Source organism: Ensifer sp. YR511, assembly GCF_900103045.1.
Lineage (GTDB): Bacteria > Pseudomonadota > Alphaproteobacteria > Rhizobiales > Rhizobiaceae > Ensifer > Ensifer adhaerens.
This window is the reverse complement of the sequence record NZ_FNGR01000039.1, coordinates 20,290-44,495: the sequence shown is the minus strand read 5'-3', so window position 1 is coordinate 44,495 and position 24,206 is coordinate 20,290. Positions and strand designations below refer to the sequence as shown.

29 protein-coding genes are annotated in these 24,206 nt (G+C 59.3%); 25 read left to right on the top strand and 4 right to left on the bottom strand.

All coding sequences use genetic code 11. The annotated features are described in order from the left end of the window. Nucleotides 1-212: 212 nt before the first annotated feature. The 14 genes from BLU15_RS34045 to BLU15_RS33975 all read left to right on the top strand — a co-directional run bounded on the left by BLU15_RS34045 (nt 213) and on the right by BLU15_RS33975 (nt 9,383). Nucleotides 213-626 carry a P27 family phage terminase small subunit gene (locus tag BLU15_RS34045; protein ID WP_244546900.1) on the top strand — a complete coding sequence of 138 codons (414 nt, stop codon included), beginning with the start codon at nt 213-215 and terminating at the stop codon, nt 624-626. After that, entirely contained in the window at nt 571-2,442 is a 1,872-nt protein-coding gene (locus BLU15_RS34040; protein ID WP_176960445.1) for a terminase large subunit, read from the top strand. Before BLU15_RS34045 ends, BLU15_RS34040 begins: the two co-directional genes overlap by 56 nt. Then, nucleotides 2,442-3,707, top strand: a complete 1,266-nt coding sequence (locus BLU15_RS34035) for a phage portal protein (RefSeq protein WP_090301535.1) — start codon at nt 2,442-2,444, stop codon at nt 3,705-3,707. Before BLU15_RS34040 ends, BLU15_RS34035 begins: the two co-directional genes overlap by 1 nt. Then, on the top strand, nt 3,704-4,312 hold the full coding sequence (locus tag BLU15_RS34030; protein WP_090301532.1) for an HK97 family phage prohead protease: 609 nt from the start codon (nt 3,704-3,706) through the stop codon (nt 4,310-4,312). The genes BLU15_RS34035 and BLU15_RS34030 overlap by 4 nt, the downstream gene beginning before the upstream one ends. 100 nt (nt 4,313-4,412) lie before the next feature. Then, nucleotides 4,413-5,681, top strand: coding sequence for a phage major capsid protein (locus BLU15_RS34025; protein ID WP_090301530.1), 1,269 nt, complete (start codon nt 4,413-4,415; stop codon nt 5,679-5,681). 45 nt (nt 5,682-5,726) lie between these two features. Continuing rightward, a complete protein-coding gene (locus BLU15_RS34020) occupies nt 5,727-5,930 on the top strand; it encodes a hypothetical protein (RefSeq protein ID WP_090301528.1) in 204 nt (67 codons plus the stop codon). Then, nucleotides 5,890-6,435: a head-tail connector protein gene (locus BLU15_RS34015; RefSeq protein ID WP_090301526.1), complete on the top strand. Its 546-nt coding sequence runs from the start codon at nt 5,890-5,892 to the stop codon at nt 6,433-6,435. Before BLU15_RS34020 ends, BLU15_RS34015 begins: the two co-directional genes overlap by 41 nt. 17 nt (nt 6,436-6,452) lie before the next feature. Further along, nucleotides 6,453-6,878: a hypothetical protein gene (locus BLU15_RS34010; RefSeq protein ID WP_090301524.1), complete on the top strand. Its 426-nt coding sequence runs from the start codon at nt 6,453-6,455 to the stop codon at nt 6,876-6,878. Between the two features lies 1 nt (nt 6,879). Then, entirely contained in the window at nt 6,880-7,224 is a 345-nt protein-coding gene (locus tag BLU15_RS34005; RefSeq protein WP_090301521.1) for a phage head closure protein, read from the top strand. After that, nucleotides 7,224-7,673 (top strand): HK97-gp10 family putative phage morphogenesis protein, encoded by a 450-nt coding sequence (locus tag BLU15_RS34000; RefSeq protein ID WP_090301519.1) that lies wholly within the window; start codon nt 7,224-7,226, stop codon nt 7,671-7,673. Before BLU15_RS34005 ends, BLU15_RS34000 begins: the two co-directional genes overlap by 1 nt. A 16-nt stretch (nt 7,674-7,689) precedes the next feature. After that, nucleotides 7,690-8,097 carry a DUF3168 domain-containing protein gene (locus tag BLU15_RS33995; protein ID WP_090301518.1) on the top strand — a complete coding sequence of 136 codons (408 nt, stop codon included), beginning with the start codon at nt 7,690-7,692 and terminating at the stop codon, nt 8,095-8,097. Nucleotides 8,098-8,361: 264 nt separating this feature from the next. Then, a complete protein-coding gene (locus BLU15_RS33985; protein WP_060600592.1) occupies nt 8,362-8,808 on the top strand; it encodes a phage tail tube protein in 447 nt (148 codons plus the stop codon). Nucleotides 8,809-8,811: 3 nt separating this feature from the next. After that, on the top strand, nt 8,812-9,174 hold the full coding sequence (locus tag BLU15_RS33980) for a gene transfer agent family protein (protein ID WP_090301515.1): 363 nt from the start codon (nt 8,812-8,814) through the stop codon (nt 9,172-9,174). 17 nt (nt 9,175-9,191) lie between these two features. Further along, nucleotides 9,192-9,383 carry a hypothetical protein gene (locus BLU15_RS33975; protein WP_090301513.1) on the top strand — a complete coding sequence of 64 codons (192 nt, stop codon included), beginning with the start codon at nt 9,192-9,194 and terminating at the stop codon, nt 9,381-9,383. A gap of 174 nt (nt 9,384-9,557) precedes the next feature. On the opposite strand, the gene BLU15_RS33970 is transcribed toward BLU15_RS33975, so the two are convergent. Further along, the gene (locus BLU15_RS33970) at nt 9,558-10,070 is read right to left on the bottom strand and encodes a hypothetical protein (protein WP_090301512.1); all 513 of its coding nucleotides are present in this window, start codon (nt 10,068-10,070) and stop codon (nt 9,558-9,560) included. Between the two features lie 21 nt (nt 10,071-10,091). Between BLU15_RS33970 and BLU15_RS33965 the strand changes: the two genes are divergently transcribed. The 6 genes from BLU15_RS33965 to BLU15_RS33940 all read left to right on the top strand — a co-directional run bounded on the left by BLU15_RS33965 (nt 10,092) and on the right by BLU15_RS33940 (nt 18,893). Then, a complete protein-coding gene (locus BLU15_RS33965) occupies nt 10,092-12,671 on the top strand; it encodes a phage tail length tape measure family protein (protein WP_090301510.1) in 2,580 nt (859 codons plus the stop codon). Beyond that, nucleotides 12,668-13,375 (top strand): hypothetical protein, encoded by a 708-nt coding sequence (locus BLU15_RS33960; RefSeq protein WP_090301508.1) that lies wholly within the window; start codon nt 12,668-12,670, stop codon nt 13,373-13,375. The genes BLU15_RS33965 and BLU15_RS33960 overlap by 4 nt, the downstream gene beginning before the upstream one ends. Before the next feature lie 14 nt (nt 13,376-13,389). Further along, nucleotides 13,390-13,965 carry a hypothetical protein gene (locus BLU15_RS33955; protein WP_090301506.1) on the top strand — a complete coding sequence of 192 codons (576 nt, stop codon included), beginning with the start codon at nt 13,390-13,392 and terminating at the stop codon, nt 13,963-13,965. Next, nucleotides 13,950-14,363, top strand: coding sequence for a DUF6950 family protein (locus BLU15_RS33950; RefSeq protein WP_176960444.1), 414 nt, complete (start codon nt 13,950-13,952; stop codon nt 14,361-14,363). Before BLU15_RS33955 ends, BLU15_RS33950 begins: the two co-directional genes overlap by 16 nt. A 13-nt stretch (nt 14,364-14,376) precedes the next feature. Next, a complete protein-coding gene (locus tag BLU15_RS33945; protein WP_090301502.1) occupies nt 14,377-16,473 on the top strand; it encodes a phage tail protein in 2,097 nt (698 codons plus the stop codon). Between the two features lie 68 nt (nt 16,474-16,541). After that, on the top strand, nt 16,542-18,893 hold the full coding sequence (locus tag BLU15_RS33940) for a hypothetical protein (protein WP_143034319.1): 2,352 nt from the start codon (nt 16,542-16,544) through the stop codon (nt 18,891-18,893). Nucleotides 18,894-19,213: 320 nt separating this feature from the next. Here BLU15_RS33940 and BLU15_RS33935 read toward each other — a convergent pair whose 3' ends face one another. Then, entirely contained in the window at nt 19,214-19,708 is a 495-nt protein-coding gene (locus tag BLU15_RS33935; RefSeq protein WP_090301498.1) for a hypothetical protein, read from the bottom strand. Between the two features lie 152 nt (nt 19,709-19,860). Here BLU15_RS33935 and BLU15_RS33930 point away from each other — a divergent pair, with 152 nt between their 5' ends. From BLU15_RS33930 to BLU15_RS33910, 5 genes are all read left to right on the top strand, one after another. Further along, the gene (locus tag BLU15_RS33930; RefSeq protein ID WP_090301495.1) at nt 19,861-20,586 is read left to right on the top strand and encodes a hypothetical protein; all 726 of its coding nucleotides are present in this window, start codon (nt 19,861-19,863) and stop codon (nt 20,584-20,586) included. Beyond that, complete coding sequence (locus tag BLU15_RS33925) at nt 20,583-20,783, top strand: Pam3-gp28 family putative phage holin (protein WP_060600557.1); 201 nt, start codon at nt 20,583-20,585, stop codon at nt 20,781-20,783. Before BLU15_RS33930 ends, BLU15_RS33925 begins: the two co-directional genes overlap by 4 nt. Nucleotides 20,784-20,990: 207 nt before the next feature. After that, nucleotides 20,991-21,155, top strand: a complete 165-nt coding sequence (locus tag BLU15_RS39730; RefSeq protein WP_176960443.1) for a hypothetical protein — start codon at nt 20,991-20,993, stop codon at nt 21,153-21,155. Next, complete coding sequence (locus BLU15_RS33915) at nt 21,152-21,475, top strand: hypothetical protein (protein WP_090301494.1); 324 nt, start codon at nt 21,152-21,154, stop codon at nt 21,473-21,475. The genes BLU15_RS39730 and BLU15_RS33915 overlap by 4 nt, the downstream gene beginning before the upstream one ends. 129 nt (nt 21,476-21,604) lie before the next feature. Then, nucleotides 21,605-23,563 carry an AAA family ATPase gene (locus tag BLU15_RS33910; RefSeq protein ID WP_090301492.1) on the top strand — a complete coding sequence of 653 codons (1,959 nt, stop codon included), beginning with the start codon at nt 21,605-21,607 and terminating at the stop codon, nt 23,561-23,563. 17 nt (nt 23,564-23,580) lie between these two features. Here the strand turns inward: BLU15_RS33910 and BLU15_RS33905 are convergent, their stop codons facing one another. Continuing rightward, nucleotides 23,581-23,871, bottom strand: a complete 291-nt coding sequence (locus BLU15_RS33905) for a hypothetical protein (RefSeq protein ID WP_090301490.1) — start codon at nt 23,869-23,871, stop codon at nt 23,581-23,583. Nucleotides 23,872-23,914: 43 nt separating this feature from the next. Further along, on the bottom strand, nt 23,915-24,157 hold the full coding sequence (locus BLU15_RS33900) for a hypothetical protein (RefSeq protein WP_090301562.1): 243 nt from the start codon (nt 24,155-24,157) through the stop codon (nt 23,915-23,917). Nucleotides 24,158-24,206: the final 49 nt, after the last annotated feature.

The window sequence follows — 24,206 nt, the reverse complement described above, 5'->3', positions numbered from 1 at the left end:
ACGGCTTGATCCAGCGCGAGGAGAAGCGCGGTCATGTCATCGGGTGCGACATCGAAGGCCGCCCTTTGGACCCCCTGCACCCCTGGAACCGGGCCGGAGGGGGTGGGTGACGAGGTCCGACCGTTCGGACGCCTCACCCGCGCCCCAGGTCCGTTCGCACCGAGAGCAAATCTGAAGAGGGGGGATGATCGCCATCCCCGTAGGGGATGACGTTGACAGAAGCGACTTTGAGCGAGCCGGACTGGTTTGAACTCTATCCAGAGCAGAGTGACGCGTTAGAAGCCGGCCGTCAGTGGGCCGCTGTTATGGCGGATCTTCAAACAGCTGGAACGATCGCCGACGCCAACGGCCATACCGTTCGGCGCCTCATTGAGTTCAGGGTTCAATATTGGAAGGCGGCAAAGCATGTCGCCGAACACGGAACCATCCTCGCGGGCAACAAGCGCGCCAAAATCGGGCAGTGGAACCCTTATTGGTCTGCGATGCAGCACGCCGACGCTCGAATCGTCGTTCTTGAGTCAAAACTAGGCCTCGACCCACTCAGCCGAGGAAAAGCAACGAAGGTGCAGCGTGGAAAGAAAAAGGCCCGCGCGGCAGACACCTACCTCAAGCCTCGGGCCGACTGACCCGACGACGCAGTACGCCCTGGATGTCGTCGCTGGCAAGATCATTGCGGGCGAGCACCAACTGGCCGCCGCCGAACGGCATCTCAAGGATCTTCGCGACGGACAGAAGCGTGGCCTCTATTGGAGCCCAAAGGATGCCGCGCTAGCCGTCGGTTTTGCACCAGCAGTCCTTTCGATCACGGCCGGTGCCGCCGAAGGCAGGCCGTTCAATCTTCTTCCGTGGCAGGTCTTCTGCACAGGCAGCCTCTTTGGCTGGCGTCGCGAAAGCGGTCGGATGCGCTTCCGCTCTGCTTGGGTGGAAACTGGCAAAGGTCAGGCTAAGTCGCCTTGGATGGCCGCAACGGGCCTCTATATGGGCGGCTGGTATGGTGTGAAGCGCGCCGAGGTCTACTCGATCGGTCAGGACCGCGCCACCGCCAACGTTCTCTTCAAGGATGCCGTGGCCATGTGTCGGGCTCCCATCCCCGGGGGCGAAGAGGACGATGAGGATTCACTCGTTTCCCGAGGCGACGTGATCATCCGTGGCGAGGGCGACAACGCTTGGAAGATCGAATTCCCGGAGATCGGGGGCAAGTTTCAGTCCCTCGCAAACGGTCAAGCAATCAGCGGCCCCCGCCCGATCATGGTGGCGGCCGACGAAATTCACGAATTCCGGACCAACGACTCGATCGAGACGTGGAAGCGAGCCATTGCGAAAATGCCCGGTGACGGGCTCATGTTGCTGGGCACGAACACGCCGGCATCAACCCAGATCGTGGGCACCGAATACAGCGAGTTCTACCAGAAGGTCGCCACCGGCGAGATTAACGACGATGAGGCGTTTGCCTTCATCTGTCGTGTCGACAAAGCAGATCGCGATAGCGTCTTCGACAACGAAGCTGTTTGGAAAAAGTCGCTGCCGGCGCTCGGCGTGACCTTCCCGATCGAGAATATCCGCGGCGAGGTCAACACGGCGCGTGTGCTGCTGTCGACGTCATTCTCGGTCAAGCGCCTCTATTTCGGGATTCCGATTGGTGCTGCTGACTTCTGGATCGCGGAAGATGCATGGTCGGCAGTTCAAGGTCGGGTCGATCCGAAGGAGCAGCGCGGCCGCAAGTGCTGGTTGTCTCTGGACCTCAGCGACAAGAATGACCTCACTGCGTTGTCGGCCGTGTGGGCCGACCACAGCGGTCATTTACATGCGAAAACCTGGTACTGGACCACGAAAGAAGGTCTGGAAGCGCGAGCGCTTTCAGACAACGCGAAGTACGTAGAGTGGTCGCAGGACCCGCTGGTCGACCTGACAGCTGTATCCGGCGCCGTCATCGATAAGACCTTCGTGGCGGCCGAGGTCAAGAAGCTCTGTGCTGAGCACGACGTCGAGTTTCTGGCATTTGACCCTGCTGGCATGGCGGACTTCATCGGAGCGTGCGAGCAGATCGGCTTTCCAGTTTGGAAGTACGAAGGACCGGACAAACCTGAAGGGCAGGGGCTCAAGCTGATCGCTCATGGTCAAGGCAAGCGCGTGGTGTTTGAAGACCGGGCACTTTGCATGCCGCGAGCGATTGAACGTCTCGAGGATCGCATCCTCGAACGGTCGATCACCATCGACGCCTCGCCGGTCACGTACATGTGTGCCGGCAACGCGCTCGTCGATGCCGACGGCCAAGGTAATCGTGCATTCGACAAGAAACGCTCTCGCGGCCGGATCGACGGCCTTGTGACGATTGCTATGGCCACGTGTGCGGCTGCCGATGGTCTTCCGGGTGCAGTACCGGTCCCGACCTCGGCCTGGGACGATCCCTCATTTTCACTAGCGGATTTAGGAGCATTTTGATGCGATGGCCGTTTACCCGAAGAAATGCGCCAGAATCGCGCTCAAGTCCTGAAAACGTCACCGTTCCTGTCAGTGAGGAAAGCTTCCTCGCCTATTTTGGCGTGCAATCGGGAAACCTGCCCAACGTCACGATCGATAGTGCCCTGAGCGTGCCGGCCGTTTGGGCTGCTGTCGCATTCCTCTCGCGCACGCTAGCGGCACTGCCGCGGCACGCTTATCGCGACACTAAGGAAGGTGCAAAGCGTGTCGGCGGCAAGCTGGAGACGGTGGTGAATGTCGCTCCAAACGACGAACTCGGCTCCTTTGCGTTCTGGCAATGGTTTTGGCAGCAAGTTTTCACAGGCGGCCGCGGCCTAGCGTATATCGAGCGAACGCCTCAGGGCGTCGACTCGCTTTGGCCGATGGACCCGGCGAAAACCACAATCAAGCGCGTCGGGCTGAAGGTAACGTATGAGCTTGGTGGTAAGACCTACGCTGCAGCTGACGTCATTGATGTGCCGTTCATGCGGCGCAGCGACGGGCTAAGGCACTATGGGCCGATCAGTCAGGCGTCGAAGGCTATCCAGCTTGCGCTGGCGATGAATGAGTACGGTTCGAATTTCTTTGCCGGTGGCGGCGTTCCGCCACTCGCGTTGGTCGGTCCGCTGCCGCAAGGCGCTGATGCCCTGAAGCGAGCGCATGAGGATATCAAGCGGGCGATTGGCGCGGCTAAATCGAGCAGCAGCCAGATTTTCCCCATCCCACCTGGCAACGAGCTAAAGCCAGTCGGAATGGACCCGGCCAAGGGTCAGATGGTCGAGGCCCGACGATTCCAGGTGGAGGAAATTGCAAGGACATACCAGCTGCCGCCTGTGTTTCTCCAGGATCTGACGCATGGCACGATGGCGAACACTGAACAGCAAAATCTCATGCTCGTTCAGCACCTCGTCGGCCAATGGGCGAAGGCACTTGAGGATGAGATGAACCTCAAGTTTTTCGGCCGTGGCGGTGGAAGCCGATACATATCGCATATCCTCGACGGCTTGATGCGAGGCGATTTCCTATCCCGGATGGATGGCTTGGCGAAGGCTGTTCAGAACGCGCTGCTGACGCCGAATGAGGCGAGGGCGCTGGAGAATAGGGAGGCAAAGCCTCACGGTGACGATCTATTCCTACAGGGCGCCACGGCGCCGCTTGGGACGGCCACCTACGGTCAGCAAAACACACCCGGCGCGGATCAGCAGCCTGCCAACGACAATAACCAGAACGAGGCGGAAGCCGCATGAGTGAATTCGAGAAACGCATAGCGCAGCAGGTTGAACTGCGCGCCGATGAGAGCGGAACGAAGACGCTCACCGGCTACGCTGCTGTGTTCAACTCGTCGACGGACATCGGCGGTTATTTCACAGAGCAAATCGCCCCAGGCGCGTTCGCCGAGACTATCAAGGGCGATGTTCGCTGCCTGTTCAACCATCAGAGCGGTAACGTTCTGGGGCGAACTAAGAGCGGCACGCTCAGGCTGTCGGAGGATAGCCACGGTCTTCGTTTTGAAGTCGACCTGCCAGACACCGTTCTCGGCAAGGACGTCGGAACGCTAGTTGCTCGCGGCGATATCAGCGGGTGTTCGTTTGACTTCCGCGCGATGAAGCAGTCGTGGGACGACACGGTAGACCCTCCGAGGCGCACGCTGGAGAAGGTCGAAATCAGCGAAGTCTCGATCGTGACCTTTCCCGCATACGCGGACACCACTGTCGGCGTGCGTTCGCTTGATGAGTGGCGGTCAGGGGCACGCAGCCAGCAGAATGCCGTGGCAGCCGCCCGCCGGGTCGCCGGCAAGAAGGCTGCAATGGAGCAGAAGTTTAGGGGCATCCTCGGCAGGACAGATCCCTAGTCACCCGGCCCAGCCGGAGGGCAGGAACCTCCTGCCATTCCTCACCACCAAACCCACCACATCGGCTCGCTCGCGCGGGCCTTTTTCTTGAGGTAGACACATGTCCCTTACGCAAATGCAGGAACAGCGCGGCCGCCTGATGACGCAGGCTCGCGAAGCGCTGAACGAAATCACCAAAAACACCGACGAGGCACGCTCCGCCGAGCTCGAAGCTCGCCACGACGCGATCATGGCCGAGTTCGACAAGCTCGAGAAGAATATCGAGCGCGAAGAGCGCCAGGAAGCCATAGAGGCTCGTTTTGCCGAGCGTCAGCGCGATCGTCGCCCCAACAACGGTGATTCCGAGACTCGCGGTCAGGAGGACGGCGAGAAGCTCGAATACCGCCAGGTGTTCTACAAGTTCATCGCTGGGGGCGCCGATATCAGCGAACTGTCCTCGGAAGAGCGCTCGGTCCTCAAGGCTGGCGTTCAGTCTGCCAAGGAATTCCGCACGCAGGTGACGACCTCCGGCGGCCCCGGCGGCTATACGGTGCCCGTAGAACTCGCCAACATCATCGTCCGCTCCATGAAAGACTGGGGTCCGATGTACGATGAGGACATCGCGACGGTAATCTCCACCGCGAGCGGCAACCAAATCAACCTTCCCACTGTCGACGACACGGCGAAGTCTGGCGCGAAGCACACCGAAGGCACTGCACTGACCGACGATGGCTCGGAAGATGTTGTCTTTGGCCAGAAGCGGCTCGATGCCTACGTGTACGACACCGAATTCGTGAAGTTCTCGATGGAACTGGCACAGGACTCCATCTTCAATATGGAATCCCTGCTCGGTTCGCTACTCGGCGAACGGCTCGGCCGCATCGCGAACCGCGAACTTACGATCGGCGACGGCACTGGCGACCCGAATGGCGTAGTCACGGCATCTTCGCTCGGCAAGACCGGGGCCGCCGCTGCAGCTATCGCTGCCGACGAGATCATCGACCTTCTGCATTCGGTCAACGCGGCCTACCGCCGTTCGCCGAAGACGCGTTTCATGTTCGCGGACACTACGCTCGCGGCCATCAGAAAATTGAAAGACGGGCAGGGGAATTTTCTGTGGCAAATGGGTGACGTCACGACCGCCCAGCCCGGAACGCTGCTCGGCTACCGCTACAGCATCAACGATGACATGGATGCGCTTGCTGCGGCCAAGAAGGTCATGCTCTTCGGCGACTTCTCGAAGTACTTCGTCCGCAAGGTAGGATCGCCGGTCATCGGCGTTCTGCGCGAGCGCTTCTGGCCTGATCTTGGCATCGCCGGCCTGATCCGCTTTGACGGTGAGCTCGGCGACGCTGCAGCCGTGAAGCACCTGATCACCGCTGCTTCCTAATGCTTGGATGGCGGGCTTCGGCCCGCCTCCTTCCCAGGAGAGATCATGAAAATTCAGATGTTAGTCGGTCTCGCCGGCAACGAATATTCGTTGGCTCCAGGCGACGAGCGAGAATTCCCTCATGCGGAAGCGGTCAGGCTGATTGATGCTGGTTTCGCGGCGCCGGTCGATGTTCAGCCGACCGAGAAGCGCAGCAAGCGAGGCAAGAATGTGGTATCCGACGAAAGTGGCAACGGCGGCGACGACTGAGCCAGTCAGCCTCGAAGAGGTTAAGCGCCGGCTCCACGTCACCTTTGATGACGACGACGAAGACATCAATCTGATGATCTCGTCGATGCGAGATCATGCCGAAAAGTACTGTAATACGCGCTTTGCCAGCCAGACGGTCGAGATGAAGTGCGACGGCTTTTGCGACTTCGCAAGGCTACCAGAGGCGCCCGTCACCTCTGTGACGTCGATCGCTTATGTAGATACCGGCGGCGGCAACCAGACACTTGCTGAGACGGTATACGAGCTCCGGAATGACGGCCTAGAGGTGGCAATTGTCGCCAAATACGGCCAGCAATGGCCGGCCATACAGCCTGGATCGCGGATTGTGGTCACAGCGGTGGTTGGATACGCGGCCGCACCTGCGGCTGTAAAGCACGCCATCCTCCTGAACATCGCCGATGCCTACGAGAACCGCGAAAACGCGGAGCTCGACGATTGGACCGCGTTTGACGCGCTTCTTTGCAACTACAGACGCGGCGCGTAGGCCGCAGGGAGAATTCTATGGCGGACATTTCCGTAACGCCCAGCGCGGTCGTTGCCGCGAACGGCGTGCCGACGAAAACTGGCACTGCCGGCGCAGCGATTGCTGCCGGCGAAGTCGTATTTTTGGATACGGCTACGACCGGCAAGTGGCAACTGGCCGACAGCGACGCAGCCTCGGCTGAAGCGCGTGGCCAGACCGCTAATGTGGGCATTGCGCTGAACAGCGCGGCCGCGAACCAGCCGATTGTCGTCCAGACTGGCGGCCACGTCACGCTGGGCTCGGTGCTGACGGCCGGAACCGCTTATTTTTTGAGCGATACCCCCGGCAAAATCTGCCCTGTCGCTGATATCACCGGCGGCGACTACTACGTGCTGCTCGGCCTCGCCACTTCGGCGACGGTTCTTGCCCTCGATGTCCAGTATTCTGGCGTAGCGAGCGTCTAACGTGGCGAAGGGCGGCGCGGGTAGGCTTTCCGAGCGCGTCTCCTTCTTCCAAAGGGGCGAGTTTCAGGACCAATACGGCAACACGGTATCCGATTGGGTGCTTCAGTTCCAGACCGCGGCCAGCTATCAGCACCTGCGCGGCGGCGAGGCCGTCATGGCGGCACGGCTGACCAACAAGCACCCGCTTGTCGTTCGGATACGGACCAGCACAGCGGCACGCTCAGTGACCGCTGAATGGAAACTCACCGACACGCGAACCGGCGTTGAATACGCGATCAATGACGTCACGCATGACGTCGATCGCACTTGGATCGACCTGCTTTGTGAACGCGGCGTGGTTCCCTGATGGCTAAGGGCGTCAAGGAACTCGAGAAGAAGCTTCTGGCAATGCCGAAGCGGGTGGAAATCGCCGCTCGCAAGGCCATGGAGAAGGGCGCCGACGAACTCGTCGCCATGATGAAGCGACTGGTGCCGGTCGACCAGGGTGACTTGCGCGACAGCATCGGCTGGACTTGGGGCGAGGCGCCAAAGGGCTCAGTTGTTCTCGCCGAGAGCGAGCCAGACGCACGTGGCCTCAAGATTACGGTCTATGCGACCGACTACAAGGCGCGATGGATCGAATTCGGCACGGCCGACAGAAACACATCAGGCACCGGGAGGCCGAATAAGTTCGTGGCCCAGCCGTTCTTCTTCCCCTCATATCGCACGCTCCGGAAGCGCATTCAGTCCCGCATCAAGCGGGAAGTGAAAAAGGCCATCCGCTTCGTCGGACCAGTTACGCAGAGCGAGGCATAGCGATGGGGGTTGATACATGAGCGCATCAGCCGAACTGCAGAAGCTGATCTTCGACACGCTTAAGGCTGACTTGGCCGTGATGGCGATCGCCAACGGCGTCTACGACAACGTGCCGGCATCGCCATACGGCACGAAAAACGCCTATGTCAGCTTCGGCCCGACCGACGTTGTCGATGACAGCGCTGATTGTATCGCGTCTGGCGAGTACACATTCCAGGTCGATTGCTGGTCGAAGGCTGTCGGCCAGGTCGAATGCAAACGGCTGGTCGACGCCGTCAAGGACGCGCTGCACGAGCGCAATCTATCGCTCACCGAAAATGCGCTTGCCGAGATCCGTGTCGATTTTCGCCGCGTGTTCAAGGATCCAGACGGCTTGACGACTCATGGGGTCGTGACCGTCACGGCGTTGATTGAGGAGTTGTGATGGCCTGGATGATCGTTCGCCAGGAGGTGAACTGGAGCAGGCCAAACAGCCGATACTCGTTCAACGCAAAGGCGAAGACCGAGCCGCAGCAGTTCCCGCAAGACTTCGTCGAGTACGCGATTTCGATAGGGCGAGCCGTGAAGGCTAGGCCACCGAAGCGGCCAGCGAAAACGGGCCAGTAGCCCAAACCATCACAGAAAAAGAGAGCTTGGAGACCGCCGCAGTATTGCCGGCGGTTTTTCTTTGCACGAAAGGAAAACCCGAATGGCATACGCGACCACAGCCAACTTCCACCAGATGGTGCTTGAAGTTGAGACTACCGCAGGCAGCGGCGTCTACGCCCGCATTTGCGGCCTGACCTCTCGAGGCATCAACCGTCAGCACAATATGGCCACCTCCGAAGTGCCCTCGTGTGATGATGAGTCGCTTCCTGCCCAGGTAGAGCGCGCAGTCCAGTCTTCTGAGGCGACGATTTCCGCATCCGGCGTCTGGAGTTCGCAGTCACATGAGATGCTCCTTGACTGGTGGGAATCTGGCGCGACGCGCAGCATCCGCATCCAGCATGTCAGGGCCGCCGTCGGCGATACCGAATACGAGACCGGCAACGCCTATCTCGTCTCGATCAACAACCAGGCAGAACGTGGGACGAAGGTCACCGCGGAATTGTCGATCGAATTCGACGGCATCCCCGTCCGTACGCCGAAGGCCTGATAAATGCGCGGCTCAGAGGAGATTGTCTGGGCGGGAGGCGAACACCATTTCCGCCTGGGGATCGGCGAGCTCCGCGCGATCGAAGGCAAGTGTGAGGCGGGCTGCGCCGTGATCCTCATGAGGCTGCTGTCGTCGGCTTGGAAGATCGATGACGTGATCCAGCCGCTGCGGCTCGGTCTGATCGGCGGCGGCATGCACGAGCGCGAAGCCCAGAAGGAGCTTGATCGAGCTCTGACGCTGGCCAGCCCCTACGCGCTGGCGGTCACTGCCGCTGACGTTCTCCGACGCTTCATCATGTGGGAAACTCCAGACCAACCTGGCGGTGACCAACAGGGGGAGGCCGAAGCGGGAACGGCGGAGAGCTGAACCCGCTTCCGAACGGCATGACTCGCTGGTCGACGTACTACGGCGCCGGCATCGTTATGGGCATGACCCCACGTCAGGTCGATGAGTGCACGCTTTGGGAATTTGCCTCGTGCTCCGAAGGCTTCCGGAAGGCCAATCAGACGGAAGAGCAAGCGCCGCCGGCGATGAGCGACGATGCTGCGGCCGATCTGGGGATTGTTGGGTTTTGACGACGATGGCTGACTTCAGTGACACGTTCGATGATCTTGTCATCGCTGAGTGCCAAGCGGAGGGCATAACGCCCGAAATGCTCTCCGCTGGATATGCCGAGGTTTGCAGGGTTGGTCCGGATGGGCCGTCTTATGAGGAAGTAGCCATGAGGGCATATCTTCGTATGCGGGCGCTTACTCCACAATTCCCGGCCGAGCCTGCACGCCGCTATTTATTGCCGGCTTCATTCTCTCAAGGATGTCTTTGAACTTCACTTGTAGGAACATTGGCTTGTCGATGTTTGGTCGATAGTCCTGCCACTTCGAGAATATGCGATCGAGTTTTGGGTGGGCGAACGTAACGATCGCGGCTCCATCGGGATGTGCGAAGACGTTTCGGATCTCTCGCACAACGTGGATGTCCTTGAACACTGATCGATCGATTATCGCCATGGCATAGGCAGTATCAATCTTTGCGCTGAATGTTGCGAAAGGGCCGTAGCCGTCAAAGAGCTTGCCGGCCAATTCGTTGTTGAGATGTGGCATCCTTGCCTTGATGGCCTTCTCTAGGAAGTTTTCCAAGGCCGACGCCGCCACCAATGCTGTGGTCGAGTGTCCACGCTCGTTCATTCGCTGGAGTTCTTCCAGGAACAGGCGCCGCCCCTCTGCCTCCGGGTCATCCTCGATGACTTGCTCACCTTCACTCATATTCATCCCCTTGAGGTGCCTGTGGCTGCAAATGATGACACCGCTCGCCTTCTAGTTTCGATTGAGGCTACGCAGGCGAAGTTCGAAAAGCAATTGGCGTCCATCGCTAAGGCGGCAGAGAAGGCGGCCAGAAACACTGAGAACGCCTTCAAGGGAGCCAACGACAACATTGCAAAGAACGCGGAGAACTCAGGCCGCAAGGTCGAGCGCTCTCTTGGTGCTCAGCGTGCGGCTGTCTCCAACCTCTCGTTCCAGCTAAACGACATTGCTATGGGGCTCGCCTCCGGCACATCTCCGTTCACGATCATGGTGCAACAGGGCAGTCAGGTCTCGCAGGTTCTGCAAGGCAGCGGCGGCATTGTCGGCGCCGTGAAGACCCTTGGAGGCGCTTTCGCATCGATGGTTAGTCCGGTGTCGTTGGCGTCATTTGCGCTGATAGGCCTGACTGGCGCTGCGGTCCAATATCTGACCACGCTGTCTAGCGGCGTTCCCGATTCCGAAATTCTGCTGAAAGAACACGCCAACGTCATCAAGTCATTTGATGAAGCATGGGGCATCGCAGAGAAGGGCGTTAAGGAATACTCCGATGCCACAAAACAAGTCGAACTCCAGAAGCTCAAAGACAAGTTTGGGGATCTGGCAAAGACCGCGGAAAGCACCTTCGAAGACGTTACTCGTGGACTTCGCAACATCCCCGCCTCTGAGTTCGGTGGCGGCGACATAATTGACCAGACCAACAAGGCCATGAGCCTGTTGGAACAGCAAGTGCCGGCGCTCCGCGAATTTGCCGCAGAGATGATCAAGCTTGAAAATGCCAAGGACGCCCCACAGCCAGTTCGAGAGGCTGCCGCAGAGGCAAGAAAGCTGGCTCAAGAACTATTCCCAGTGCAGGATGCACTTGAGGAGACGCAGCGAAGACTGAAAGTAATCAACGTCACCGGTGAGCAGGCAAAGGAAACGTTTGCCGCCATGACCGCTGCGGCGCTCGGAATGGGGACTGCCGGCGGCGACGCGGTCACGACGATCGCGTCGAAGGTCAAGAATGATCTGATTCCGGTGATGACGCAGGCCATCCAGCAGGTGGCCGAGTACGCGAAGAACTTCTCATCGCTGCAGGCGCAGGTGAACAAGACGCCACTTGGCCAGTTGTCGCCGATCTTTTCTGGCGGCGGCCAGTTTCTCAACGAGGACCAGCTCAACACATTTCGCGCTGGTGAAGAGAAATATCGCATCGCCGGTGAGAGCGCCGCGGCGCAGATGGTCAAGGGTTTCGAGGGCTTCATTGCCAAAGCGAAGTGGGACGAAAACGCCTTCCGGGTCGGCTTTGGCAGCGATACCGTCACGCGCACCAACGGCCAGATCGAGAAGGTCACCAAAGACACTGTCGTCACTCTGGCGGATGCGCAGCGAGACCTTGAGCGCCGCCTAGTCGAATTCCAAGACGGCATTCAGAAGGCGATCGGCGTCGACACCTGGAACAGCCTTAATGAGGCTCAGCAGGCGGCACTTACCAGCATCGCCTACAACTACGGCTCGCTACCTAAGCGTATCGTCGCAGCGATAGAGAGCGGTGGCGGAGCTGAAGCCGTAGCAAACGCGATCTCCGCGCTCGGCAGCGACAACGGCGGAATAAACAAGCGCCGCCGCAATGAAGAAGCGCAATCGTTCCTCTCCGGAACCGGCATTTCGATGTCAGAGGCCGGGCTCAGTGGCGGCAAGAAGACGCCGGCGGAGCTCTTCCAGGGCGATGTGCAGCAGATCCAAGCGCGCATCGCCGCGCTAAATGCAGAATACGAGGCGCAGGCTAGGCTAAACCCGCTTGTGAACGATTACGGCTATGCCGTTGAAAAAGCGAGAATTCAGCAGCAATTGCTGTCTGAGGCTCAGCGCGCAGGGCTTGAAATCACCCCGGAACTGCGAACGCAGATCGAGGGCCTAGCCGAAAACTACGCGAAAGCTTCGTCGGCCAGTGACAGGCTGAAGGATTCGCAGCAAAAGGCCGTTGACGCGGCAAAGCAGTTTTCTGGCCTCGGCCAGGAGGTTGTCGGCGGCTTCATCAGCGACATGCGCAATGGTGCATCTGCGGCCGAGGCTCTGAGCAACGCCCTGAACAAGGTTCTCGATAAGATCATCGAGATCGGCCTTAACTCATTGTTCTCTGGCGGCGGCCTTTTTGGCGGAGGCGGCGGTAAGGGCGGCCTGTTGGGTGGCTTCCTTATTCCAGGCATCCTCCATAGCGGAGGTGTCGCCGGCAGCGATGGGTACGGTCATGGTCGTTCGGTCTCGCCGTCAACATTCGCCGGCGCCAAGCGCTACCATACTGGCGGCGTCGCTGGGCTTCAGCCTGGCGAAGTGCCGGCCATCCTGCAGCGCGGCGAGGTTGTTCTGCCTCGCGGGACGAAGATGGGCGGCCAGCAGGCCGTACAGGTGCAGGTGGGCGTTAGCGTCGATAATGACGGGCAACTCCAGGCTTACGTTAAGAGCGTGAGCCAGCAGGAAGTCGCTTCGGCGAGCCCAAAGATCGTCTCGGCCGCCAACCAACAGGCGCCCGCCGCTATGGCGAAATACCAAGCTACCAAGGCCGGAGGGGAGTGGAGATGAGCGAAATCATAACCTGGCCGCTCTGCACACTCACTCCCCAAACCGCGTCAGCGGATTTGGTGCCCTTCACAAGGAGCGGCGGCCGTACGCTCGGCGGCGTCCAGCCCACAACTCGGACGGATTTGGGTTTTTGGGAGATATCTTACTCCGGAATCGTTCTCCAGAACCGCAATCGCGACGCATGGCGCACTTGGCAAGCAATCCGGCAAAAACTGGGCGGCCGCTCCGGTCTGATCGCCGTCCGCGTCCGCTCTTCGCTATCGGCACCTTACGTTTCCGGCAAGTTCGAGCCGGTGATCGACACCGAGCACAGCGACGACGCGCCTTTTGACGACGATACACCATACGTGCAGGGCGCCATTTCGGTCGTGACCGATGGCGTCACGCCGGTTGGCGCAACGTCGATCCGGCTGCGGATCATCAACGCCGACGACAACCTCGTGGGCGTGCGCTTCAGCTACAATCACGCCCTCTACGAGACCGGGCCGGTTACCAGCGTAGACGGCGACATCTGGACATTGCCGATTTCGCCGTCGGTACGCGAGCTCATTCCCGCCGGCGCCGATCTTGAGTTCGACCAGCCGACGTGCCTTTGCCACCTAGCGGAGGACCGCGGCATGGACATCGACCAGAACGCGGTCGGCAAGTTCTCCTCACCATCGGTCAGCTTCGTGGAAGCGGTGGATTATTGGAACGCGACATAGTCGCCGGAGGGTGAATGGCAATCAAATCGCTACGCATCCTCTGCGACGTCATGTTGCCGGGGGAAGACCCCATTCGCGTCTGGGATGGCTCAGGCGGCACGTTTGTTGACGGCGACGGCAACTTCTATCGGCCGGCGCAGTTCACTGAGGACGCGCTGCAGTCGATCGAGGCAGCCATCAACGGTGAGGCGTTCACGCTCGCGCTGTCGCTTATCTCGATCAGCCAGTCGGTCGCCGACAGCATATGGGACTATGACGAGACGACGAGCGTCCAAGGCTCGCCGTTCGTGGTCAAGCTGCAGATCCTCGACGAGTTTGAGCAGCCTGACGGCGAGCCGATTGTCGTCTTCACCGGCGAGATCGACAACCTCGACGTTGCCGACGAATCCACCGAGGACGGCATTAAATCGATCGTCAATCTTGAGGTGACGAACCGCTTCACGCTGCGAACCGTCACCAATGGCGCCGTCCTTTCCGACGTCGACCAGCGGGCTCGCTCTTCTTTGCTGAACCCCTCTGCGGCCGACGATGAGTTTTGCAAGCGCGTGCCGCTGATGCGCGACCAGACGATCAAATGGCCGAACTGGTAACGGACCGCCATAAACCGCTGCAATCTTTCATCACCCACAACAACGCCCGCCCTTGGCAACCAGGCCAGGTGGACTGCTGCATGGTGCTGGCAGACTGGGCGGTGTGGCTAGGCCATCCGGACCCGGCAGAGCACCTCCGCGGCACTTACGACAGCGACGAAGGCTTTCGGCTGATAATTGCGGCCCACGGCGGCGTAGTGCCGCTCGTGTCGTCCTGCATCCCCAAGCCCGCCAAGCGCATTCAGCATCCGTCAGCGGGCGATATCGCCGTGATCGGCAGCCCAGCGAACATCAAGCGGCAATTCGGCGCCATCCACGATGGCAGCGGGTGGCTCGTGCGTATGCACGGCAGTTTCGGCCGCATGACGGCACAAACGCTAGCCGTCTGGACAATCTAAATCGGAGGGCGACTTGCCCGGCATCATCGACACCATCGCGCTGATCGTATCGTCGATCGCGACGAGCGTGGGCGCGGCCAACGCTCTCTATCTCGGCACGTCGGCCCTGCTTTATGGCGGCTTGGCGTTTGGCGCCGCGGCCCTTCAGAGTTTTCTCGTCGAGAAGCCGAAGGTGCCGAAGCCTGACGACGGAAGCTACAATCTCAAGCAGAGCGTGCCGTCTCTTGCGTATGTTCTTGGCAGCGCCAAAAAGGGCGGTGACTACGTCTTTCTTGAGGAAACCGGCGGCAAGGCCTACCACATCATCGTCTGGGCCGGTCACCGCATTCAAGGCCTTACCCAGCATTACTTGCATGACGAAAAAGTCACGATCAACGGCAGCGGCACGGTCACGTCGCCTGCGCATTTCGGCACTGCGGTCAAGATATTGGCCCACAACGGCGCGAACGCCGAGACGGCCTATTCTGATGTTGTAACGGCCTTCCCAACGATCTGGGACAATAACTGCCGCGGAGACGGGCTTGCGTCTGTCTACATGCGCGTCAGCACTGTCGACCAGAAGAAGCATCTCGACGTCTTCCCGAACCAGATGCCAGAGCACTCGGCCGTCGGTGATGGCGCGCTGCTTTATGATCCACGCAAGGATAGCACGCAAGGCGGCTCAGGGTCGCACCGGTGGTACGATCAGAATACGTGGGAGTTCTCGCGGAATTTGGCGCTGATGCGCCTTTGGCACCTCTGCCACCCAGTCGGCGGCAAGATGGCCTACAGCGCGATGTATCTGCCTGACTGGATCAATGCGGCCAACGTCTGCGACCAGAACGTCACGAACCGGACTGGCGGGACTGAAAAGCGCTATCACGGCGGCTTCTGGTTCCGGGCCAGTAACGATCCGATCGAAGTGGGACGCATCATGGACGAGGCCGCAGAGATGGTCGTCTATGAACGCGCGGATGGCACGATCGGCGTCCATGCCGGTGAATACGTAGCACCTGACGTCAGGCTCACCGCCGACAGCGTCTTCAGCATTCGGGTAGACAAGAACAAGCGGCGCGCGAACACCGTACTCGGCGTCCGCGGTCGGTTCGTCAACACCGCCAAGGACTATGTCACGGAGGATGCGGCGATCTATGGAGATCCGTACGCTGTCGTCGACGACAACACGGAGCGCACGCGCACATTCGACAATGCCGCGATCCAGAGCCACAACCACTGCCAGCGCAAGCAAAAGCTGACATTCATCCGAGCTAATGCGCGCAAGGTCTCGATCGTTGCAGATTACACCGCCGAGGGCATCCGCAATTTGCCGTACCGGCGGTTCGTGAGGGTTCACTACCCGTCTCGAGGGCTGGCGGAGGCGGTGGTCGAGATCACTTCGAGCGTGACGATCGACCTGCGCAACATGCGGATTTCATTCTCCGGCATCCTGGTATCGCCGTCTCTGTATGCTTTCAATGCGGCTACAGAAGAGGGCCAGCCAGGCGAAGCTGTCGAACCCTTGCCGCCCGGTGGCGTTCCTGCGCCGGCAAACTTCGCGGCGACCATTCAGACTGAGGTCGTGACGGGCGGCTCCACGGCGGCTTTCATTCTCGGAACGTGGGACTTCGTGTCCGACGTGCTGACCTATGAAATGGAATATGACCGCGTGTCGGGGTCTACTGGCGTGCAGTCGGTATTCTCTCAGGCCGGCGCCGTTCAGGTCCGATCTGCCTATCTGGTCGACGGTGAGCAGTACCGCGTCAGGCTGAGAGCCTGGGGCGGCGGCACATCATCCGCTTGGACGTCGTATATTACCCTTACCGCTACCGCCGACCCGGTCGCGCCTGGCGTGGTTACCGGGGTTTCGGCTGTGCCGGCTGCCGGCCAAGCGACTTTCCAATGGACCGCGCCGAACAGCGCGAACTACTTCGCCTGTCGGATCTACATCAACACGACGAACAATCTCGGCACAGCGACTCTGGCAGCAACCGAATACGGCCCGCCGAGCGCAGTCGACCTGCGCGTCGTGACGTCCTTGGCCCCTGGCACCTACTACGCGTGGCTGAGGGCAATCAACCCATCGGGAGTTGCAGCGGCAGCGGTCGCCACTGGCTCGTTCGTCGTCACCTGACGCCACCAGACAATCACACATTTTGTTAGCCCGCCATCGCGCGGGCCTTTTCTTTACATGGAGCAAGCATGGCCTTGACTATGGCTGAAGTCGCTCGCGACTACGAGACCGATGGCGTGCCTTCGTCAGGGCCGCACAAGATCAAGAAGAACAACCTGCGAGGCTGGGGCGCTTGGGTGGAGGGGCTGATCAATGCCTTTGTCTCGGCCGGCGGGTTGATCTATTCCTCCAGAGACGGCCTCTACGCTGACCTGAACAAGTCGGCACACGCGATGGCGTGGGTTATGGGCGATGCCATCGCGGACAGGAACGGAATTTACGAGAAGATCGGCGCGAGCGGCACAGGTAGCTGGTTCCGCTTGGGGGATCTTCCCTATTCGTTCATCGTCGCGAGCGATGCTGGCGCCGGAACGGCGAACGCCATTCAGGCAACCACGAGCATTCCGGTGTCTGGCTCGGCGCTGATCTGGACGAGCATTTTCGAAGCCAACACGACTTCGCCGGTGACGATATCGTTCAATGGTGGCTCGGCGCTCACGATCAAGACGAACACGGGCAACAATGTTGCCGCCGGCGGTCTTGTAGCCGGCATGATTGTGCTTGGCATTGTATCAGGATCGACGTTCCGGCTGATCAGTGATCAGGCGTCTAGCGCCATTGTTGCTGCTGCCGAGGCAGCACAGGCGGCGGCGGAGGCTGCCAAACTGGCTGCAGAAACCGCGGCCGCGACCGCCGTTGGTGCGACGGCGAACAAAGCCGATCGCCGTGTCACGCTTGCCGACATGCAGTCTGTGTCAACGTCGGCCTTCACCAGCATGATCTATAGCAACGGCGACTGGTCGCTCAAGAACGCCTCTGACTACACGGCTGCTATTGCTGCCGATACCCAGAACGGCATGTTCATTCAGTCCTCCTTCGATGCGACGAAGGTGTGGGTTCGCGAACATACCGGGCTCATCTATGTCGGGTGGTTTGGCGCGGCCCCAGGCGTTACGGCCGGCACTAATTTGCTGCGTATTCAGGCTGCGATCAATGTCGCGAAAGCGCTGAAAACCACGCTTTTGTTTGGCTACGGCACCTACTCGATTTCCAGTGCGGCATTCGTTACGGACTGCTCGGACATCCAGATCGTCGGAATGGGTTCTGGAACTGTCATCAGCGTGGCCCATGCAAGCGCGCACATTTTTGTGGCAACCGGCACCAACGTCATCACCGGACTAACCATTCGCGATTTGCGCCTGACGTCGTCGGTGACGCGAACCGGGACGAACGCGTTCATCAGCATAGATCCGATGATCCAGTATTCGTATTTTACGAACTTGGTCGCCGACAACTTCAATTCGTTCATGTGGTTGAAGCAGTACATTCAGGTGCAAATCTCTGGCTGTAAAGCGTACCAGATGGCAGCTCCACCTGTCGCGACTTACGGGATCAAGGCAGGGACTAAGGCTGCAACCAATCAGGGGGCGAACCTCTACATTCGTGACATTATCCTGCGCGGCAACGGCTCCGGATCGGCGACGGCTACGGACTGGACCACGGGCCTTGTGATGCACGACGTGGAAGGCATCTTTACCCACGGCCTCGATATCGCAGACTGGGACATGAACGCTCTTGGCGATCCCCAGACGAGGCTGGCCAATTGCTTCTTCGACAGTAGCTTCTTCGATGTGACGCAGCGCGGTCCAGCTTTCAGGTTCCAAGGAACCGGATACAAAGCCGAGATCGAATTCTGCGCATCGTGGTTCGCTTCCGCTGGTCTGTCGACAGGCTCCCCGGTTCTGACCGGTGGCGCTTATGGCTTCAGCGCGATAGGGACTGGCGATTATGGGCGCATCATGTTCACGGGCTGCCGATTCCTGCAGAATGCAAGCAACGGCGTAAACATTGCGACGTCGAACTTCGACGGTGAGTTTGTCGGCTGCAACTTCTACTACAACAGCGTGCCAGATGGCGGCCCCGCATTTATCAGCAACACCACCGGCGTCGCACCGAACTTGAGAGATTCTCGGTTTGTGGCGAACGGTGGCGGAACGTCTCCGGTGTCGTACTCTGCCAGCTCGGCCGGTTACGTGGTCAGCGACATTACTGCAGACGGCCCGCTCGGGCTGCTCGGAACTCCAAAACGATGCGACAACATCGTCGCGTCGAATTCTAAGGTGATCGCGTCGGCCGCAACTATTACGCTTTTGCCTTGGGGTGATTTCCTGACAATCAGTGGAACCACGACTATCTCCGCTCTTAGCGCGTCCACAGAAGACCGAGTCGTCAGCCTGCTTTTCCAGAGCGCGTTGACGCTGACCCACGGTGCTAACCTCGTCCTGAAGGGGGCCGTGAACGCCACAGTCGCCAGCGGCGGGATCATGACGTTCCTCTACAATGGGTCTGGGAACTGGCGTGAAGTTTCAAGGAACTTCTAGCGCTCAGCCCGCCAAGGGAGTTTGTGCAGCGGTTTTCGCCGCTGCACTCAATTCTGGACTTGTTTTCTTCCGAACGCGCACAACATTAGCAATATCGCATGTAAGGAACTCGCAGCAACTGGCCGAGTTTCCCTAGGTATGCAATCGATTGGAGCGACCCGTGACCGACAAAGAAAAAACCGCTCTCGCTATGCTGTCTTCTGGCTCGTCCTTCAAGGAGGCTTCCGTCCTCACTGGGATCAGCGTTGCACGCTTGATGGAACTTTGGAACGAGACCCATAAGACGGCAGCTTAGTGATGATGCTGTCAAACTCGCCGTTTCAGCGGCCGTAACCTTTCGGCCGCGATCCCTTAACGACGCGACGACCGTGGATTAGGTCCTCCCTCATTTCCAAGGGCTCCGCGGGGACGAACTGGAACTTTACAGCATCCGGCATGGCTTTCGCGGCGAAGTCTGCGGCCGATTCGATGCGCTCGATAATCTTGATGGCGCCGGCTTCGAAGTCTTCGTACTTCGAAACAAGGTCATAACCTTGGTTCAACACCACGAGCACGGCGGCCGTCGTGACGAGCTTGCTTCGGATGACTACCGACCCGTCTGAGAGATAGATATCATCAATCCAAACAGGGCCGCCGAGTTTAAATTCGATGCGTTTATCGAAAGCGCGTAACCTGATGTCCACGTAATGGAAAAGATCGGGAGAAAGATTGTCCTTGTTAAAGGGGACATCTTCGCCCAGGCGCCATTCGCCCGGCAATTCAAAGGACACGCTGCCCAGCGTAACCTCATTTTGGATATATGTCTCTTCGCTCATATATATAGGCCCCAAAGATAATCAGAGCGCTTTTAGGTTGAAGAAGTTAACCTTTTGCTCAACTACAGCGTAGAGACATCTCCCCTGTCGGTGTTGCCGCCGACCTAGCCGCCATAGCGGGGCCCACACCACCACCACCACAGGAGACCACAATGGACCGCGCGAAATTCTTCGCGGCGGTGCGCTCGCCCTTGTCTGTCAACATGAAAGCACAAGTGCAGGGCATCGACGCGATTCTCGACGAAGCCGAGCGCCGCGGCACGCCGATGGCTCATCTGGCTGCAATCCTGGCCGAAGCGCACCACGAGACCGGCGGCACCATGCAGCCGGTCAGCGAAAACCTCAATTACTCAGCAAAACGGCTGACGGAAGTCTGGCCCAGCCGTTTCCCGACGCTTGCCGCCGCCGCGCCGTATGCCGGCAACCAGCGCAAGCTGGCCAACAAGGTCTACGGCGGCAGGCTCGGCAACACCGGCGATGATGACGGCTGGCTTTTCCGGGGAAGGGGTCTCGCACAGATCACCGGCCGCGACAACTATGCCAGATTTGGCATAGCGGGTGTGCCTGACGACGCGGGTAAAATGCCTGTGGCTGTCCGCATCCTCTTTGACGGCATGACGGGCGGCATCTTCACCGGCCGCAAGCTGAAAGACTACGACGCCGCCGACGGTTACCGCTACGCCGCCTCGCGCGCGATCATCAATGACGACGTGAAGGCGAACGGCGCGCGCATTGAAAAATACGGCCGCGCCTTCGAGGCCGCGCTACGCACCGCTGGCTATGACGCCGCCGCGCCTGCAGCACCCGCCGTTTCTGGTGGCTTCTGGGCCGCGCTCGGTCGCTTCCTGCTGGCGCTTCTCAAGGGGGGCAAGAAATGACGGTCTGGATTCGCATCGCCCTCTACATGATTGCCGGTTGGCTCTACGGCTCTGGCTACATCGGCGAGGAAGTCAGGTCGATGATCACCGACGACCCGGCTGTCGCGGCAAGCATCGAGGCCGGAATTGCTGCCGCGATCGGTGCTATTCCGGTGGCTTGGTGGCAGTGGGCGCGCAAGGTGGGGCATCCGACGTGATTGGCGCGCTGACAGCGGTAATCTGGTCCCGCATCACCGGCTGGATGGCTCCTGTCGGTATGGCACTCGCGATCGTCGCGGGTGCTTTTTTCTATGGACGCTCCAGCGGCAAGGCTGACGCCAAGGCGGAGCAGGCTAAGGCAAACGCGAAAGCCATAAAACAGGCGAGGGCCGTCGAAGATGGGGTTCAGAACATGGGGGGCAGCGATGTTGATCGCGCTCTCGGCAAGTGGCTGCGTGACGGCCGGTAGCTACTGCGACGTCGCGCGCCCCGTTAGGCCGTCCGTCGAAGACAAGATGACGGAAGGCACCAAGCGCCAGATCCTAGCGGAGAATGAGAAGCTGGCGAAGCTCTGCGGGGTGAAGCCGTGACCGGCGCTGAAATTATGGGCGTGGTAGGCTTCATGCTGATGCTGGCCGGTGCTGGCTGGCGCGTGTGGGCGCGTGTTGAGGCTAAGGTGAAGGTGGCCGAGGATAAGGCTGATAAGGTTCAGGATCGGTCAGATAAAGTTGCTGCAGACCTAGCCGCCTTTCGCATTCACTCCGCCGAGACCTTCGCCACGAAGGCAGGACTTCAGGAGCAGACCGCACAATTGCTCCGAGCCATTGAGGGCATCGGCAACCGCATTGACGGCGTACATGAGCGGCTTGACCGCGCTTTTGAGCAGCGCTCAGCCAGAACATCCAGCTAGTCAAGGCCCGTTACCCTAATAGGTGGCGGGCCTTTCTTTGTTTTGTAGACTTCTTTCGAAACCAGTTTTCGAGCTGCTCTGTATTGGTTACAACTGAGTCATCGCAACTCAAAGGCGTCGCTCTCAACCATGCATCTCAGGTTTGTACGTCCGCACCTTTCCATATCTACATTCCCTGCGATGGAGCTTCCTGATTTCACACTCATTACTGGTGCCAATGGGGCTGGCAAAACGCACCTCCTTCAGGCGTTGGAAAATGGTTGTGTAGGAGTTGAAGGGATAGACAATCTGAACGGCGCCATACGTCTGTTCGACTGGAATACAATCGTCCCGCAGGAGATGCAGCGAACAGCCATCAACGCCATCGAGACGATGCATTGGGGATACCGCAGTGCGATTAAGGACGCCTCGACCACGGCTATGAGAGCTTATGCCCTTTTGCAGGATGTGTACGCCAAGTACCCGGCGCTAGGGGCTCGATTCGAGAATGATCCAGTTCGCGGCATTTGCACTGCGTCCACTGAGGATCTGATTGATTGTTTGGGGGAGGCTGACGCGGTTGAAGACGTCAGACGGCGGGTCGATGCCCAGATTCCAGAGATAGAACGCCGTGTACAAGAGGTTCTATCTCCCAACATGCGGCCTGCGTTAGAAGTGATCGCTCGTCGCGCGGGAAAGCCGTTGTTCCTGTTGAACGACACAGAACTCCAGCGTGGGGTTTTAGGGGCCCTGCCGGGGCAGCGGGCCTTTCAACAATCGTTTTCGCAATTGTTTGCCGGGTACAGAGACGCGGCGTTGGAAAACGAGCTAGCTGAGAACGCCGCTCGAAAAGGTCAAAAGCAGAGCTTTCTAAGCGCAGCGGAATTCATCGATGCTTACGGACCTCCGCCATGGGATCTTGTGAATCGATTGCTGGAGACCGCGGGGCTCCCGTTCAAAATCAACATTCCCAATCCATTGAGATACGGTGAGTACCAGCCGTTGTTGATGCGTTGCGATACCGGGGAAACGTGCAATTTTTCCAGCTTGAGCTCGGGTGAAAAGGTTCTCCTCTCATTCGTCTTTTGCATGTATTTCGTGGAAGATCGACGACAATTGACGACGTTCCCGAAAGTCCTCTTGCTAGATGAGGTGGACGCAACGCTACATCCGTCGATGTCAAAGGCGTTAATTGACATCATTATTAAGACATTGATTGCTGAGTGTAATGTGAAAGTCATCGCGACCACTCACTCTCCTTCGACCGTCGCGTTAGCTCCAGAAGAGTCGATCCATGTGATGCGAAAAGCGCACCCTGGATTAGCAAAATGCTCGAAGGCCGAGGCCCTCAATCTGTTGACCGAAGGCGTGCCGCGTCTTGCTCTGTCGTATGAAGGGCGTCGACAAGTTTTCGTAGAGAGTGACGTTGATGCTGAAGTCTACAGCACCCTTTACGACGCGCTGCATGACAACCAGGAAATAGATCGATCGCTAACATTTATTGCGGTGGGCAGCGACGTAAATGGTGGCTGCGACAGAGTGATAGCGACCGTCGACGCCCTCTCGGGAGCCGGCAATAAGAGCGTGTTCGGTCTCCTCGACTGGGATGGCACGCGACGTGATAGCGACCGGATTCTCGTTATGGCACCAGCGTGCAGACATTCGATAGAGAACATCATTCTCGATCCCGTCCTGGTAGCCGCGGCTATCTGCCGTGAGTTTCCCGACCGATACGAAGAGATCGGACTGCCCAGTAAGACGATGTGGCGCCGGTTCGTGGAACTAACAGATAGTCAGCTTTCGGCGGTGGCTGCCGCAGTCACGTCCCGAATCCTCGGCCCGCCGAAAGAACTGGCTTCAAGCAGCTACATCGGAGGGCGCTCCGCGAACTACGACAAAGCGGCGATGACGATGAGGGGGCACGACTGGGCAGAAGCAGTCTTCAAGGCCTATCCGTACCTACGGAGGATCGGGCAATCAAGCCAGGACCTTAAGGATGACGTCGTTCTGAAGAGAATCACGAAGTTGGTCTTGGCGGATTGTCCGGAACTGATCCCGATTGAAGTGAAGATCGCGTTTGACCGCCTTTTGCACCTGCCGCCGCATTGAGGCACCGTCTCGCGCGCTCACTCCTTGCCATCCAAAATAATCCGCAAAATCCGGATCATGTCGGCCGCGTCGAGAAGCGCCGCCTTGACGTGTTCGTGTGTCCGCCTCTCGATTCCGTCGGCGACCGTTTGCAGATTAATCACCGCATCCGCCGCAGTCTTGCTCTCAGGGATGCCAACTTGGTCCCGCATCTCTCGGATCGTGACGACGGCACGCTCAAGCAGCCGGCGTTTTTCGAAGTCGGTCAGGTGTTCGGCATGGTTTGCGGCTCTGATGAGCTCGGCGACGAATGCGGTGGTGAGGGACATGAAGGGTAGGGTACAGCGACGCGGCTGGGCGTCAATGTCGGAGCTAGTGCCGCGTGCTTTCCGACGGGAGCTCTACGTATCGGCCGATCGACCAGAGGTAATCGACAATCTCCTGGCGGACCGGGTCGGTGTCGCCAAACTTCTCACCGATACGCTTGACTTCCTTCATTGCCGCCTCGCTCGGGTCCATGTCGCCGGCGACAAAGAGATAATGGCCGACAGCGCAGATGTCGCAACCGGCGGCGATCATCTCGGCTACGAAATCCGGGACCTCACTTGCTTTCATCAGGCGCCTCTTTTGCAACATTCCTGCGTCCCTCCGTGGTGAGATCCAG

Excerpts from the sequence above, each read along its gene's own strand:
- BLU15_RS33995 (WP_090301518.1), top strand. The coding sequence starts at position 7,690 with ATGAGCGCATCAGCCGAACTGCAGAAGCTGATCTTCGACACGCTTAAG.
- BLU15_RS33985 (WP_060600592.1), top strand. The coding sequence starts at position 8,362 with ATGGCATACGCGACCACAGCCAACTTCCACCAGATGGTGCTTGAAGTT.
- BLU15_RS33925 (WP_060600557.1), top strand. The coding sequence starts at position 20,583 with ATGACGGTCTGGATTCGCATCGCCCTCTACATGATTGCCGGTTGGCTC.
- BLU15_RS33935 (WP_090301498.1), bottom strand. The coding sequence starts at position 19,708 with ATGAGCGAAGAGACATATATCCAAAATGAGGTTACGCTGGGCAGCGTG.
- BLU15_RS34000 (WP_090301519.1), top strand. The coding sequence starts at position 7,224 with ATGGCTAAGGGCGTCAAGGAACTCGAGAAGAAGCTTCTGGCAATGCCG.
- BLU15_RS33900 (WP_090301562.1), bottom strand. The coding sequence starts at position 24,157 with ATGAAAGCAAGTGAGGTCCCGGATTTCGTAGCCGAGATGATCGCCGCC.
- BLU15_RS39730 (WP_176960443.1), top strand. The coding sequence starts at position 20,991 with ATGTTGATCGCGCTCTCGGCAAGTGGCTGCGTGACGGCCGGTAGCTAC.
- BLU15_RS34030 (WP_090301532.1), top strand. The coding sequence starts at position 3,704 with ATGAGTGAATTCGAGAAACGCATAGCGCAGCAGGTTGAACTGCGCGCC.
- BLU15_RS33955 (WP_090301506.1), top strand. The coding sequence starts at position 13,390 with ATGGCAATCAAATCGCTACGCATCCTCTGCGACGTCATGTTGCCGGGG.
- BLU15_RS33910 (WP_090301492.1), top strand. The coding sequence starts at position 21,605 with ATGCATCTCAGGTTTGTACGTCCGCACCTTTCCATATCTACATTCCCT.
- BLU15_RS33950 (WP_176960444.1), top strand. The coding sequence starts at position 13,950 with ATGGCCGAACTGGTAACGGACCGCCATAAACCGCTGCAATCTTTCATC.
- BLU15_RS34010 (WP_090301524.1), top strand. The coding sequence starts at position 6,453 with ATGGCGGACATTTCCGTAACGCCCAGCGCGGTCGTTGCCGCGAACGGC.
- BLU15_RS33905 (WP_090301490.1), bottom strand. The coding sequence starts at position 23,871 with ATGTCCCTCACCACCGCATTCGTCGCCGAGCTCATCAGAGCCGCAAAC.
- BLU15_RS33980 (WP_090301515.1), top strand. The coding sequence starts at position 8,812 with ATGCGCGGCTCAGAGGAGATTGTCTGGGCGGGAGGCGAACACCATTTC.
- BLU15_RS33940 (WP_143034319.1), top strand. The coding sequence starts at position 16,542 with ATGGCCTTGACTATGGCTGAAGTCGCTCGCGACTACGAGACCGATGGC.
- BLU15_RS34025 (WP_090301530.1), top strand. The coding sequence starts at position 4,413 with ATGTCCCTTACGCAAATGCAGGAACAGCGCGGCCGCCTGATGACGCAG.
- BLU15_RS34015 (WP_090301526.1), top strand. The coding sequence starts at position 5,890 with ATGTGGTATCCGACGAAAGTGGCAACGGCGGCGACGACTGAGCCAGTC.
- BLU15_RS33960 (WP_090301508.1), top strand. The coding sequence starts at position 12,668 with ATGAGCGAAATCATAACCTGGCCGCTCTGCACACTCACTCCCCAAACC.
- BLU15_RS34020 (WP_090301528.1), top strand. The coding sequence starts at position 5,727 with ATGAAAATTCAGATGTTAGTCGGTCTCGCCGGCAACGAATATTCGTTG.
- BLU15_RS34035 (WP_090301535.1), top strand. The coding sequence starts at position 2,442 with ATGCGATGGCCGTTTACCCGAAGAAATGCGCCAGAATCGCGCTCAAGT.
- BLU15_RS33930 (WP_090301495.1), top strand. The coding sequence starts at position 19,861 with ATGGACCGCGCGAAATTCTTCGCGGCGGTGCGCTCGCCCTTGTCTGTC.
- BLU15_RS33975 (WP_090301513.1), top strand. The coding sequence starts at position 9,192 with ATGACTCGCTGGTCGACGTACTACGGCGCCGGCATCGTTATGGGCATG.
- BLU15_RS33970 (WP_090301512.1), bottom strand. The coding sequence starts at position 10,070 with ATGAGTGAAGGTGAGCAAGTCATCGAGGATGACCCGGAGGCAGAGGGG.